Here is a 13,685-nt window from a genome sequence, read left to right as displayed (position 1 = left end):
ACGTTTGAGCTTGCAGTCAAATTGACATTGTATTGTCTTTTGGAAGTCCGACGGTTTCATATCATCACACCCCCTTTCCGTTATGACGTGAAAAGTGTTTATCCCTCTTTCCGCACCATATCTGTACAGCAAGGTGTGATTTGTTGCATGATTTTGAAAAAAAGTGAAAAAATTTTTTCGGGTACAAAAAAAGCCCGCACAAAACATATAGTCTGTACGAGCTATTAAAGCTGTGAGATATTCAGTTGTTAATAAAATGCTGTTAGGTAGTGTATGACCGTATAAGATTATGCTTAAAACTTTCCATGACACAAGCCCCCTTACAGCACTTGATTTCTATTAAACTTTTGTCTTTTTTGTAATCTTGTAAATATATTCTTCTGGAGTAGGGCGTTTATTTCCAAAATACTTTCTGAAATTCGCCTGCACTTCTAGGTCGGTGCTGTTCATAGCTTCATCAACCGTCGCTTCAATATCAGCCCGAACATCAGCCAATGATACACCGCCAGCTTTTGCACCAGCTTTCAATGCTTTCTTTATATCTCGCCTTTTTAAAATAGCCATAAACAACACCTTTCTTTTTTATTTTATGAGTAATTGAACAACGGTTACCAATGCCCAAACAAAAAACAGAACGCCGTCCATTTTAGCAATCAAATTTAATGCTTTATTTTCAATCTTTTCTACTCCACACAGAGCATTGAAATTCATCAAGGAGAAAGCCAAAATCAATAAAGAGTAGTTTGACAAATTGTTATTATCCCCATTATAAAGTGCAAAAGCATATCCAGCCCAAAGAGGAAGTAACGCAATCAAAGTAAAACCTTTTAAAAACTTCATGTCCTTTCTTTCACTTGAAAAATAATTCCCTTTCAAATTATCTGTTAAATGTTTGTCTGCCATAATCGCAACTCCTTTCAAAATTATTGGAAATTTTTCCGACTTCATTATAATCTATTTCAATCTATATGTAAAGTATTTCTAACTATTTGAACAAAAAAATTCACGCTTATTTTGTTAACAAGCATGAAATCTTTTTACTATTCAATTTTCTTATAGATTAGGATTGCGACAACCTGTACCGTCAACACAATGTTGTACATCCATTGAGTACCGTTAGCCATTGTCAACCAATCAACGATTAGAAGTTTGGATAATTTAGCATAGACATTCATCAAAACAATATATGTTATCGTAGAGAAAATACTTGCTTTCCCAATAATTGCCCGTCCTCTTTCATCTCGTGATGTTTTCAAAAAGAATAGTATAATTACGGCAATGGTAATCACTAAGGTATACCACATGCCTATTTTAAATACTGTCGTACTACTGAGAATCGACTTTAATAGTTCAATCATTTTTCTGCCTCCTCAAAGTCAAATAAATCTTCAATTGCTACATCAAACACTTTTGCAATGCTGTATGCCAAAAGCATGGACGGATTGTATCTGTTTCTTTCAAGCTGAATAATGGTCTGTCGTGACACTCCTACAAGGTCAGCAAGTTCTTGTTGGCTCATTCGCTTTGTAGCTCTATAAATATGTATCTTGCTATCAAAAGAATATTTTTGCTTCGCCATTTAGCCACCGCCTTATTTCAAATTCAGCTTATTATAACATATTTCTTACTTTTTGTGTAAAATTTCTAATTATGCTATTCTACAAAACGTGTAAATCTGTACCAAAATACACACCTTATCATTATTTATCCAATAATCTTCCAGTTACTATCCTTATGTAGCACAAGCTCATATTGCGATACTTGTGTTGCCTTTGTCTGATTATCAAGGAATTTCACGGCTACCTTAACTTTCACATTGTCCCCGTCCTTTGTAAAGATAGGGTTTACCAATTCAGAATACAGATAGTCCCTGCCGATAGGTTCAATCACATTCCCAGATACATAGTAGGCAAGCTCTTTTTCTGTTGCTGTTGGGTACAGCTTAAAGAATGTTTCCAGAAATGCGGTAGCGTCATTGACCGTATCAGCGTCTACGCTTGCGTCTGCTTCTGGTGTCTTAGGCTCATAGTCTGATTTTTTGATTTGTCCGTCATTTGTGCCTTAATCTCTGTGGCAGGCGGCATTATTCCCTTTGTGGCAGCTTATCGTATTATCATTATGTTTTTTGATAATTCCGTTACCGTAGAAGATATTTTCTTCTGGGGAAGTATTTGTATTACCGGATTTATAGTAAAAGCATTGTTTCATGCGATTTCAACGACTTTATCTCATATTTCAGCATATACCATTTTGGAACTTATGAGAAAACGTGTTGCTGAAAAGCTATTAAAAGCTCCTTTGGGAGTAACACAAAATATCAATGCTGGAAAAGTTAAAAACATTGTTGTAGATCAAATCGAGAATATTGAAATCCCGTTAGCCCATGTTATACCGGAAGGCTCTGCTGCTCTTGTGTTGCCTTTAGCAGTATTTGTCTATTTGTGTATGATAGATTTTCGTCTTGCTCTTGCTTCGCTGATTACCATTCCTCTCGCAATGATTCCTTATGGAATGATGTTGGGCGGTTACAATAAGACCTATCAAAAATACATGGAATCCAACGAACACATGAACAATGTGGTCATCGAATATGTAGAAGGAATTGAAGTTGTCAAGGCTTTTAATCAATCTACTTCATCATATGAAAAGTATCGTAAAGCCGTTGAATCCTTTAAAGAAACAACGCTTAACTGGTATAAATCTACATGGAAATTTACAACGTTGGGAGCAGTGATTCTTCCTACCACACTCTTGGGAGTGTTACCTATCGGAACTTTAATGTATCTTTCTGGAACAACTACACTGCCTAAGATTACAATGGCTATGCTTCTTTCTATGGGGCTTGTCAGCAGTTTAGGAAGATTTATTTTGTTTTTTAATCAGCTAAAATCTATTCAGTATTCAATCAATACGGTTAATAAAACCTTCGATATTGGTGAATTGCCTTTAGCGTCCAAAGAGAAAACTATATCCCAACACGATATATGCATGGAACATGTGTCATTCTCTTATACAGGGAAAGAAAATGTAATCCATGATGTTAGTATTAAAATTCCTGAAAATTCCTTTTATGCTCTCGTCGGACCTTCAGGGGGAGGAAAATCTACACTCGCTCGTTTAGTGGCGCGTTTTTGGGACACAACAGAAGGAAACATTTCAATCGGTGGCGTAAATATAAAAGATATTCCATTAACGCAGCTTGCAGATGAAGTGAGCTTTGTTACCCAGGATAACTTTTTATTTAATAGTTCGATTATGGAAAATATACGTTTAGGAAATCCAAAAGCTACTGATACAGAGGTATTAGAGGCAGCACGAAAAGCTCAATGTGACGAGTTTATCAATAAGCTGGAACATGGGTATCAATCTACCGCTGGTGAAGCTGGCGATAAACTGTCTGGTGGTGAACGCCAAAGAATTGCGATTGCAAGAGCAATTTTGAAAAATGCTCCTATCATTATTCTTGATGAAGCGACATCTTTTACAGACCCAGAGAACGAAGCTAAAATTCAGGAGGCTATTGCTGAATTAACAAAAGGAAAAACTTTGCTGGTAATCGCACATAGACTTTCCACAATAAAAAACGCAGACAAAATTGTACTTGTGAAAAACGGGGAAATCATACAAAGCGGAACACATGAAGAATTATTGAAAAACAGTAATCTTTATAAGGATATGTGGCAGGCCCATATCGGCGCTAAAAAATGGTCCGTAAATGTAAACGAGGAGGTGTTGGCATGATTCGCATTTTAAAACGACTTTTTCGTATGATGGCACAATATAAAAAGCGTTTATATCTTGGAATCGTATTATCCATGATAAATAACATTCTTGGAATTGTTCCTATCGTATGTGGGGTTTGGGTAATAAAAACAATTTTAGATGATATAAATGGCAGCACTGTTTTAAATCAAAATTTTGTTTTTATGCTTATAGGAATTATCGTTGGCACAATTCTTCTCCGTTGGTTACTTGCTTATATAAGAGCAACGAAGCAAGATAGTATCGCCCACGAAGTTACAAGTACCGAACGCCTAAAAATTGGAGATATTCTAAAACGTGTTTCTCTTGGCTTTTTACAGCGTAAAAATATGGGGGAACTGACAACTGCGATTACAACAGATTTAGCTTTTTTTGAAATGCAAGCTATGAATGTTATTAACAATATTGTAGATAGTTACATATTCTTGCTGATAACGATTGTTTTTCTGCTGTTCTTTTCGCCCGCACTTGGGATTTCAGCTTTAATCGCTGTAATTATATCTTCTATCGGCTTACAGCTTATTGAACATCAAAGCCGTAAAAATTCTCCTATTCGTCAGGAGAGTATTAACGAAATGGCCGATGAAATTGTCCAATATGTCAGAGGTATGGCAGTGGTAAAGTCTTTCAAACAGGAAGGCGTCGCTTCGGAAGGGCTTTATAAGGCTTACAAAAAATCAAAAGACATCAATATCCGTATGGAGAAAAATTTTGCTCCTTGTGACGCGCTTCATCGCTTTGGTCTTTATATGGGAACAAGTGCAATTACCATTTTAACCGCGTTAATGGCACTGCACGGAACGATGGAGCTTCCTATGGCGCTTATGTTGATTGTTTACAGCTACGTTATGTTTAACACAATCGAAGCAGCAAATAATTCTCTGCATATTTTAGAAATGTTGGACACTGTTGCCGAAAAGCTGCAAAGTATTGATAATGCTGAATTTATCGACAAAGATGGAAAAAATATTTTAATCAATCACTTTGACATTGAATTTAAGGACGTTTCTTTCGGTTATGACAGCCGTGAAGTATTAAGTCATGTTTCATTTACTATTCCGGAAAATACAACGACTGCAATCGTTGGACCGTCTGGCAGCGGTAAAACCACTATTTGTAACCTTTTAGCAAGATTTTATGATGTTAAAAAAGGTTATATAACCGTCGGTGGGCAAAATGTAAAAGATTTTACCTGTGATTCACTTTTAAAAAATATAAGCATGGTATTTCAGAATGTTTATCTTTTCCACGATACCATACGCAATAATATTCTTTTTGGCGCACCCAATGCAACAGAAGAAGAAATGATTGCAGCGGCAAAAGCTGCGAGATGTCACGATTTCATTATGGCACTTCCTGATGGATATGATACTTTGATTGGAGAAGGGGGCTCTACTCTTTCTGGCGGTGAAAAGCAAAGAATATCTATCGCCCGTGCGATCTTAAAAAATGCGCCTATTGTTATTTTAGACGAAGCCACGGCCAGTGTTGATCCTGAAAATGAACATCTTATTCAGCAAGCGATCAGTAATCTCACTCACGGGAAAACAATTATTGTCATTGCTCACCGTCTTGCCACTATCGAAAATGCCGATCAAATATTAGTTGTAGATGAAGGTAAGATTACTCAACGCGGCACGCATAAACAATTATCTGCACAGGAAGGCATTTATAGGCGATTTATCAATATCAGAGAAAAAGCCGAAGGGTGGTCTATTGGATAATTCGTAAAGAAAGGAGTTGTCGTTTTATGGAAACAAAATGGACAGGAAAAGGACTTGGAATCACAGTTGGATTTTCATTGATTTACTTTGTAATTACTATGCTTGTAATGATGTCCGGTTCTTTTACCCCACTTACATGGATTTTTATGACTGCATTGATCGGACTACTGGCCGGAGTTCCTTATATGTATATTACTGCAAGGGAACAAATTTTTGGTGTTTCCATTATAATGAACCTAATCGTTGGGCTTATTTACTTCATTGCAGGAGAATTATCAAATTTGGTTATTGTTACTTTGATTGCAAGTGCAATATTAGCTGAAATTATCAGAAAGTTAAGTGGATATAAAAGTTTAAAGGGCAATCTATGCAGCTATATTCTATTTGCATTTGGTATGTCTGGCTCACCTATCTATATTTGGGCTTTCCGTGATTATACCATTCAAAAGGCTGCGGAAGAAATGTCGGCTGAATATGCTGCGTCTATGGACGCTATGGCAACGCCTTTTATGTTGGCTGTTATGATTGTTGCTACAATCATCTTAGCTATAATAGGTGGGTTAATTGGTGAAGCCATATTAAAAAAGAAACTTTCTATTGTTGGAGTAAAGTAGTATATCATGTGACAATATCATTCTTTAAAAGGGGTATGCTATTTGTCCTTAACTTCATCAATGGAGGATTATTTGAAAGCAATCTTAGTCCTCCATCAACAACATGGTTATGTTCGCTGTGTAGATGTTGCGGACTATTTAGGGGTTAGCAAGCCCTCTGTAAGCAGAGTAGTAAAGGAACTCACAAAATCCGGCCATATTATCAAAAAGGACGGTACCCTTTATTTGACGCAGCAAGGCCGACAATATGCCGAACAAATATGTGAACGGTACCTGTTCTTTACCGCAAGACTTCTAGACGCTGACGTAGATCGTAAAACTGCAGAGCATGACGCTTGTAATATTGAACACGCCATAAGTGCAGAGGCTTTTCAAAAATTAAAAAACTCTTTAACGAACAAATAGCGAAGGTGGTGATAGCATGGGAAATTAGCTGTACTTGATTTAGCGGAGAATGGCAGACAAATTGGTGAAAAGCTGTTCGTCTTTCTTACCGTAGATCAGAAAAAGGAATTGACGCAGTTTGTTCTTGAAGGTAAAACGGACGGTGCAATGGTCATCACACAGAATCCTACCCTTGCTCCGGCAGTGCAGAAATCAAAGTATGAACCGAAAGTACAGGAAGCCGATGTCAGTGTCAGTTCCGACACAGTTAAGGACGCTACCGCTTTCTTGGAAACATTCTTTAAGCTGTACCCGACAGCTACGGAAAAGGAACTTGCCTATTATGTCAAAGATGGCGTGCTTGCTCCTGTATCCGGCGATTATGTATTTTCGGAACTGCTAAACCCTGTCTTTACCAAAGACGGCGACAACCTCAAGGTCAGCGTGTCCGTAAAGTATCTGGATAACAAGTCGAAAATGACACAAATCTCACAATATGAGCTTGTACTTCATAAGGACGATAACTGGAAGATTGTAGAATAAATATTACAGCAGAATAGTATGGTAATTTATTGTTTTATCTATACTATTCTGCATTTTGTTGTGATATAGTATGAATTAAAATATAAAAATCGGGAGTTGTAAAGGAGGACTATGTATGCGTATTTGGAAAGCAATATTTACCGTTTTAACGATTATTTCTGCTTCTTTAGGACTGATGAATATAATCTCCTATGATGTTACAATGCCAATCATGTTTGTTTTTATGGGATTATCACTTTTGACAAATGCAAAGGATTGTTATGATAAAGGGGCAAAGAAAGATGCTATGATATTTGTAGGTGTAGCAATTTTTGTCTATGCAGTTACAGCGTATAATTTGATAAGCAGATTTATGTAAATTCCTGTTTTATTGCCTAAGAAATTGAGGAGAATTCATTGCAAAGGTGATGAAGTGGTACTTGAAGATATGCTTTTGTGTTTGAACAGCAACTGTTACGGTAAGTAACAGCATCGTCACAATGCGTATATGGTCGAGCAATGTGTGCGGTAATATACTATATTCAGAAAAAAGAATGGAGAGTGAATTGTATGACAATGGGAGAAAGAATAAAACAACTACGAAGTGCAAAAGGGTTTACACAAGAAATGCTTGCAGAAAAAATGAATGTGTCCCGTTCTGCGATTGCAAAATGGGAAGCAGACGGCGGTATTCCTGATGTTGATAACCTGATACAACTGTCATTTGTTTTTAACATTAGTGTAGATGAACTGGTCGGAAATTCTGCAACCACCGAACATAGTAAAAGAGCCGAAACGACAAATTATGAAGTACATGACTTCGGGAGTCAACTTCATGATATAGAACTTAGCGGCTGGAATGACGGCGTGTCTGGTGTCTATATCATTGCAGAAGATCAGAATTTCTTATACTATTATCAATCATCAGATAAATCATGCGGCGTATATGGAGTGATTGGGAAAAAACATATTATGTCTGTTTCACCAGTCAAAGGAAAGAAACCTACGATACTCTGTATTAAAAAAGTCAGTCGAGAGTATTTTTGCGACAAACCCGTGAAGATAGAACTGGCAAAAAGAGATGGATTGATAAAAGGTTTTTTTGATTTTCGAGACGATGCTTACCGTAATGTCGTGATCTGCTCATTTGGGGATGATACATTGCATTTGAAATTTGGTGGGACTCTGAATCTTGCTGATATAACCAAAATTGAAGAACTTATTGATTTGTGACAAATTGGAGCAACTGAATATCATATAAGCAGAAGAACGAAAAGACCAAGGGACAATTATAATGGAAAACAAGATAATATTGATTGAAGATGATGAAGAAATCAGAGAAATGATAAACGATTATTTATCAGGAGAATTTGAAGTGACATCTTTTAATGATGGTATGACGGCTATCCGGGGAATTACAAGTTATGATGAATATGCGCTTCGGTTCGTAGAATTAAGAAAATTGAAGATTCTGGAAGAACTACAAAGAATGCTTAAAAATCGAGTGCTCGGGAATTTATTTTCTATGTGTGTGTATTTTATGCTTCATTGCACCAAAACTTAGAAAAATAACAGGGCATGATAAAATTCCAGTATGTAGAACAGTTTAATAAATCAGTAATTATAATGGAGGGATTTGCATGAAAGGAATTAAGATCGAGTTATTGGGTATTGCAACAATACTTTTAGGAGTTGCTTTGACAACAAACAATTTCTTTGGATATGTTCTTGGTGTTCTTGGATTTGGAATAGCTGTGGCTGGCTGTTTTCTGAAAGATAAGGACAAATAACTTCCGGTTTGTAAAAAACTAATGAGTTATATACGAAAGTATTCATTATTTTTTATATTTTGTGGTATTATCGAATGGAAATAAATTTATTCAGAAAGGTTGTGGTTATATGTTGGGTATCAAAAAACGTGATACAAAACAAGTGTTTAAAGCGATTGCACATCAACAGGGTGTTTCCGTATCAGAAGTAAAAGAACGTATTCAGTCAACCATTGATGAAATGTATTACAGCGATGACCCAGATGTGCAAGCTGAATTTTCAAGTTATTTCGGAAAGAAACGACCTACACCAGAAGAATACGTTTATACGATAGCAACAAAAATTAAATACTGATTTATGAAAAATCATCACTTCTTTAACCTGTACATTAAATGTGCAGGTCTTTTTTGTCGTTTTTTATCGAATTGAACAATTTTTGCCTTTCTCGTCGGCTATATAGTGAGGGCAAATATAAATTTTATCTAAAATAGCGATTATTTTTTCAAATCACTTAGCAACTGCCCTGTTTTTTTCTTATATGGAGTGGAAAGAGGGATAGATACAAAACAGCACAGGGGGGAGGTGAGAACGTGAAACCATCTGACTTCCAGAAAACTGTAATGTGTCGTTTTGATAGTTGTTTAAAAAAACTGTTTTCGGAGTTGTAAAAGATTACTACAAAGAGTTGAAAAAGAATCAAGCAGAAGCTATCCCCTTTTGTGAGCTTCCCGACATTATCATAGATAAAGTTGCTATATGGGATACATATAAAACGGATTACACGACTTTCAATATATGTGGACATGACATTTATGTATATGACGATGAGCTGGCAAAAGTCATTAGAGGAGGAACATTAGTATTTGAAACAAAAACGTTCGTATAAGAAGCCATCATTTTATGTGATTTCATCGGCTATGGACGGCGACAAAATTTCCATTGATAAAATCTTAGATTTCTATGACCCGTATATATCAAAAAGCTGTATTCGCCCATTATATGATGAATACGGAAATGTATATATCGCTGTGGATATGGAGTTAAAAGGTCGTATCAGAGAAGCCATTATGAAAATGATATTGGAATTTGACATAAAAATCGAATAGGTAATATCTGCGGAACGCTTCATATAAGCACTTCCCTCTTTCCTGTTCCGCTTACTTCTTAGCTTGCCATTCTGTATCAGTCTGTTTACCAAAAACAGATTGATACAGAATGGCAAGAGCCTAATAGTTCATTGACAACTGAATAATGCAGACAGATACGTTTGTGCTTGCAGTGAGCCATCAGAGATTGTACGCCGTGACTTTTTAAAAATATTTGTCAATCTCTATGGTACGTCAAAATGGTCGCCTAGTACATTTAGTAGCAAGGTCGGTACTATCGAAAATTACATCAATCCACTTATCGGGGATTGGAAGTTAAATGAGATTACCACAAAGAAATTATCTGCCTACTACAACGATTTATTGAGTGTTCCAGAAGTACCCAGAGCTAACAGAAAAGCTACTGGACGTTGCGTACAACCTGCCAATATCAAGAAAATACACGACATTATACGCTGTGCATTAAATTAAGCAATCCGTTGGGAATATATTGATACCAACAAGCGTAACCCTGCTTCATTAGCAACGCTTCCTAAAGTTCCTAAGGTAAAAAGAAAAGTATGGAGTGTAGATACATTTCGTGAAGCAATTCAGCAGTCAGACGACGATTTATTAACCATCTGTATGCATTTGGCGTTTTCCTGCTCAATGCGTATTGGAGAAATTACAGGTCTTACATGGGAAGATGTGATTATTAATGAACAATCCATTGCAACGAATAACGCAAGGGTAATCATCAACAAAGAGCTTTCCAGAGTAAATGCACAAGCTATGCAGAAATTAAAGGAAAAAGATATTATCAAGATTTTTCCGACACAGAAACCGCATTGCACAACAAGGCTTGTATTAAAAACACCAAAGACAGAAACAAGTAATCGTACCGTATGGTTGCCAAAGACGGTTGCAGAATTACTGGTGCAATATCAAAAAGACCAAAAGGAATTACAGGAATTTCTAGGAGACGCTTATAACAATTACAACCTTGTTATAGCTCTGGAAAATGGAAATCCCGTTGAAAGTAGAATTGTGAGAGACAGATTTCAAAAGTTATGCGAACAAAATGGCTATGAAAAAGTTGTTTTCCACAGTCTGCGTCATTTATCCACAGGATACAAATTGAAAATGACCAACGGCGATGTAAAATCGGTACAAGGCGATACAGGTCATGCAGAAGCAGAAATGGTTACAGACGTTTATTCAGAAATCATAGACGAAGATAGACGTTACAATGCTCAAAAGATGGACGAACAATTTTATTCCACTCTAAACCATGATTCAGAAATGCAACCACAAAATGAGGAAGTTCAGCCAGAAAACAACGGCTTATCAGACAGTGATATGGAGCTTTTACAGCTTTTAAAATCACTTACGCCGGAGATGAAAGCAATGCTTTTGAAACAATCAGCTTCAAAGTAATTTTTCAAAAGTGTTAGCAAATCTTCAAAAATCTGCTGATATTTTTTCAAAATAAAAAAAGTGTTAGCAAACTCTTCTACTCAAACAGTCATAAAAATATCGAATTACAAATTCTGAAAATCAAAAGAAATTGCAAAATATAAATTGAACATGTTCTTATCCGACAGGTTATAAGCCAAAAACAAAAGAAGCTGAAAACCTCGATAAATCAAGGCTCTCAGCGTTGTTTGCTGGCGTCCCAGACAGGAATCGAACCTGCGACGTTTCGCTTAGGAGGCGAACCCTCTATCCTACTGAGGTACTGAGACGTATTTAATTTTCATGGAGCAATTTTCAAATTTATTTCATAAATCGCTTCCAAAAGGGGATTGCTCCACCTGACCCTTAGGAGGCGCTTGTTATATCCATTTAACTAAGGAAACTCAGCTATTGTATTTTAGCATTTATAAGAGATAAAAGCAAGCGTATCCAGGCCAGACGCTTTGATTTTTTGCTTTATATGGAAAGTGGTTAAAAGACATTAGGCGCAAAAAATTCTATGTTTTCTGTTGCAATTCAAATACACGGGGAGGGTATAATATAAATATATTCAAGACTCTAAAGCAAGTCTTAGTGGGAAGTCAGGATTGCAGAACAGATACATTTTCAACTTTTGTACTTGTGCGAAAAAGTAATCCTGAAAAATACACAAATTGGAGGAAAAGAGATGAAGAGAAAAATTGTAATTGGAGTTCTGGTATTGGCAATGGTGATACCGATGTCTGCATGTTCTTCAAAGACGGAGGACAAGGCGCAGACAAATGTATCCCAGAGCGATGACAAGCAGAAAGCGGGGTCGGCAGATACCGCAGAAAAAGGGGAATCTTCAGATGAAATCAACGAATACGGTCTGACCGGCGAGCAGACAGAGACGCTTTGTAATCTGGTGAAAGAAAAGGTAACGGAACAGTACCTGAATAAATACAATATTAATCCGGCTGATTTTACATTTCCGGAATATGTACCGGCTAATTGTGAAGAGGTCATGCCTGGTAATATATGGGCATATGTGCAAGACAGCCTGAAACTGCGTTGGAATGGAACGGTGTATGACCTGCTATCAATTGTTATAACGGCAGATACGGCAGGATATAAAGAGACCGGAATCAAGGAGATAAGAAAGGCGATAAGCGAAGGACTGCTGGGATGCGGTTTACGATAGTTGCGCATGTGTGTTCGTCCACATAACACGGCGTGAGAAGTCCCATAGAGTCGTAGAGCTTAAGAGTCGGAACCGTAGTCCGATTGATCTTTGCCATTTCGCCAATGCTAATATAGTTGGAATCCTTATTGTACATGTTGTGTATACAAAACCTCCTTTTTCCAGTTGGGGACGGGGTTTTTTCAAAAAAAACCCGTCCCCAACTGCACTTTAACCTGTCCCTTTTTGAATTGTGTTTTATTCTTCTACAATTCCGGTGAATTCGATATCCGGCAGTAATTCGAAGTAGAAATCTGGATATTTCTGTGCCAGTGCTTTGATGCACTTATCTTGCAGGTGTTTGAATTTTGCCAGTGATACGATATCTTTGTCGAATGTGATGTAGACGCTGATCCAGAGTTTTCTTCCGGTTCTTACAATATCGTAGTATAGATTTTTGTGGCCGTAGATACCGATGATTGGTTCTACGGTCTTTTTGATGTCTTCGATTGTTTCTTCCTCTGGTGGAATCAGCATGAGATCGCGGATTCCGGTGATGACTGTGCGGACTGGTGTCTGGATCATAATAACAGACAGAAGAATCGTAATGATTTGATCCAGATATGGTGTTACGCGGTCGAACCATGCGAATGGTATCATAAGTGGCAGTAAAAATGCGAATGCCATGCCGAGGGATATGACGGAGTCGATCTGCCAGCCTTGCAGTTCCATTGTAATGAGTGGAGAATGAAGGTTTTTATTCTTAATTCGCAGATAAATTGTGACAATCACGCTTAAAATACAGGCGAACATTTCAAATCCGGCAATTGTATGAAAGGATACAATGTGTCCTCCGTGCAACATCAGATGGATATTATTGAAAATCAGTCCAAATGTAACGGTTGTCATGGTGATGCCTTTTACTACAACAAATAGTGTTTCCAGCTGCATATATCCAAATGGATGCTGTTCATTTGACGGGCGGTATAAAAGTGGAATCAGGAACACGGACGGAAGCAGCATAAAAAACTCCACTCCATCGTAGACTGCGTCCAGGAGGACTGCCTGAGAGCCGGTTGCAATTGCCATGACCAGCTCGATTACAACAAAGACTACGTTACCATATAAAGAAACTGACATTACAGATTTTTCTCTTTTTTGTGATTTTTTTCCTACATGCATAAAAATGCTCCTATTCTTGATTTAA

Annotated in this window: 19 protein-coding genes, 1 tRNA gene and 3 pseudogenes; 15 read left to right on the top strand and 8 right to left on the bottom strand. The window is 37.1% G+C overall.

Annotated elements, in window-relative coordinates:
* The 6 genes and pseudogenes from G593_RS21395 to G593_RS18340 all read right to left on the bottom strand — a co-directional run.
* Positions 1-207, bottom strand: a pseudogene (locus G593_RS21395) (RNA polymerase subunit sigma); the annotation flags it as partial.
* Positions 208-339: 132 nt separating this feature from the next.
* On the bottom strand, positions 340-564 hold the full coding sequence (locus G593_RS0102585) for a hypothetical protein (RefSeq protein ID WP_029730632.1): 225 nt from the start codon (positions 562-564) through the stop codon (positions 340-342).
* Positions 565-582: 18 nt separating this feature from the next.
* Positions 583-903: a hypothetical protein gene (locus G593_RS0102580; protein ID WP_029730631.1), complete on the bottom strand. Its 321-nt coding sequence runs from the start codon at positions 901-903 to the stop codon at positions 583-585.
* 137 nt (positions 904-1,040) lie between these two features.
* Positions 1,041-1,358, bottom strand: a complete 318-nt coding sequence (locus G593_RS0102575) for a hypothetical protein (protein WP_029730630.1) — start codon at positions 1,356-1,358, stop codon at positions 1,041-1,043.
* The gene (locus tag G593_RS0102570; protein WP_004613729.1) at positions 1,355-1,579 is read right to left on the bottom strand and encodes a helix-turn-helix transcriptional regulator; all 225 of its coding nucleotides are present in this window, start codon (positions 1,577-1,579) and stop codon (positions 1,355-1,357) included. Before G593_RS0102570 ends, G593_RS0102575 begins: the two co-directional genes overlap by 4 nt.
* A gap of 125 nt (positions 1,580-1,704) precedes the next feature.
* Positions 1,705-2,043 (bottom strand): annotated as a pseudogene (locus G593_RS18340) (conjugal transfer protein); the annotation flags it as partial.
* Between G593_RS18340 and G593_RS18335 the strand changes: the two are divergent.
* The 14 genes and pseudogenes from G593_RS18335 (at position 2,044) to G593_RS20670 (ending at position 11,298) form a co-directional block, all read left to right on the top strand.
* Positions 2,044-3,741 (top strand): ABC transporter ATP-binding protein, encoded by a 1,698-nt coding sequence (locus G593_RS18335; RefSeq protein WP_255348521.1) that lies wholly within the window; start codon positions 2,044-2,046, stop codon positions 3,739-3,741.
* A complete protein-coding gene (locus G593_RS0102560) occupies positions 3,738-5,486 on the top strand; it encodes an ABC transporter ATP-binding protein (protein ID WP_029730629.1) in 1,749 nt (582 codons plus the stop codon). The genes G593_RS18335 and G593_RS0102560 overlap by 4 nt, the downstream gene beginning before the upstream one ends.
* Before the next feature lie 26 nt (positions 5,487-5,512).
* On the top strand, positions 5,513-6,100 hold the full coding sequence (locus tag G593_RS0102555; RefSeq protein WP_005341968.1) for an MptD family putative ECF transporter S component: 588 nt from the start codon (positions 5,513-5,515) through the stop codon (positions 6,098-6,100).
* A 60-nt stretch (positions 6,101-6,160) separates the two neighbouring features.
* Positions 6,161-6,505 carry a metal-dependent transcriptional regulator gene (locus G593_RS0102550; RefSeq protein WP_081646466.1) on the top strand — a complete coding sequence of 115 codons (345 nt, stop codon included), beginning with the start codon at positions 6,161-6,163 and terminating at the stop codon, positions 6,503-6,505.
* A 138-nt stretch (positions 6,506-6,643) separates the two neighbouring features.
* A pseudogene (locus tag G593_RS0102545) lies at positions 6,644-7,027 on the top strand (conjugal transfer protein); the annotation flags it as partial.
* 115 nt (positions 7,028-7,142) lie between these two features.
* The gene (locus tag G593_RS0102540) at positions 7,143-7,385 is read left to right on the top strand and encodes a hypothetical protein (protein WP_005341963.1); all 243 of its coding nucleotides are present in this window, start codon (positions 7,143-7,145) and stop codon (positions 7,383-7,385) included.
* Between the two features lie 191 nt (positions 7,386-7,576).
* The gene (locus G593_RS0102535) at positions 7,577-8,239 is read left to right on the top strand and encodes a helix-turn-helix domain-containing protein (RefSeq protein ID WP_005341961.1); all 663 of its coding nucleotides are present in this window, start codon (positions 7,577-7,579) and stop codon (positions 8,237-8,239) included.
* Positions 8,240-8,300: 61 nt separating this feature from the next.
* Positions 8,301-8,570, top strand: a complete 270-nt coding sequence (locus G593_RS20450) for a hypothetical protein (RefSeq protein WP_029730626.1) — start codon at positions 8,301-8,303, stop codon at positions 8,568-8,570.
* Positions 8,571-8,646: 76 nt separating this feature from the next.
* Positions 8,647-8,796 (top strand): hypothetical protein, encoded by a 150-nt coding sequence (locus G593_RS20445; RefSeq protein ID WP_005341956.1) that lies wholly within the window; start codon positions 8,647-8,649, stop codon positions 8,794-8,796.
* Between the two features lie 109 nt (positions 8,797-8,905).
* On the top strand, positions 8,906-9,130 hold the full coding sequence (locus tag G593_RS0102520; RefSeq protein ID WP_029730625.1) for a sporulation initiation factor Spo0A C-terminal domain-containing protein: 225 nt from the start codon (positions 8,906-8,908) through the stop codon (positions 9,128-9,130).
* Between the two features lie 283 nt (positions 9,131-9,413).
* Complete coding sequence (locus G593_RS18330; RefSeq protein WP_438368335.1) at positions 9,414-9,662, top strand: hypothetical protein; 249 nt, start codon at positions 9,414-9,416, stop codon at positions 9,660-9,662.
* Between the two features lie 31 nt (positions 9,663-9,693).
* Entirely contained in the window at positions 9,694-9,882 is a 189-nt protein-coding gene (locus G593_RS18325) for a helix-turn-helix domain-containing protein (RefSeq protein WP_005334926.1), read from the top strand.
* Positions 9,883-10,020: 138 nt separating this feature from the next.
* Positions 10,021-10,353, top strand: coding sequence for a hypothetical protein (locus G593_RS20675; protein WP_330360782.1), 333 nt, complete (start codon positions 10,021-10,023; stop codon positions 10,351-10,353).
* A 177-nt stretch (positions 10,354-10,530) separates the two neighbouring features.
* A complete protein-coding gene (locus G593_RS20670; RefSeq protein ID WP_242827018.1) occupies positions 10,531-11,298 on the top strand; it encodes a tyrosine-type recombinase/integrase in 768 nt (255 codons plus the stop codon).
* 231 nt (positions 11,299-11,529) lie between these two features.
* On the opposite strand, the gene G593_RS0102500 is transcribed toward G593_RS20670, so the two are convergent.
* A tRNA-Arg gene (locus G593_RS0102500) sits at positions 11,530-11,606 on the bottom strand.
* 398 nt (positions 11,607-12,004) lie between these two features.
* Here G593_RS0102500 and G593_RS0102495 point away from each other — a divergent pair.
* Entirely contained in the window at positions 12,005-12,499 is a 495-nt protein-coding gene (locus G593_RS0102495; protein ID WP_005341948.1) for a hypothetical protein, read from the top strand.
* A gap of 237 nt (positions 12,500-12,736) precedes the next feature.
* Here G593_RS0102495 and G593_RS0102490 read toward each other — a convergent pair whose 3' ends face one another.
* Positions 12,737-13,660, bottom strand: coding sequence for a cation diffusion facilitator family transporter (locus G593_RS0102490; RefSeq protein WP_029730624.1), 924 nt, complete (start codon positions 13,658-13,660; stop codon positions 12,737-12,739).
* Positions 13,661-13,685 lie beyond the last annotated feature (25 nt).

The sequence above is a fragment of the Dorea sp. AGR2135 genome (assembly GCF_000420885.1).
Lineage (GTDB): Bacteria > Bacillota > Clostridia > Lachnospirales > Lachnospiraceae > Dorea > Dorea formicigenerans.
This window is presented reverse-complemented; position numbering and strand designations above follow the sequence as displayed.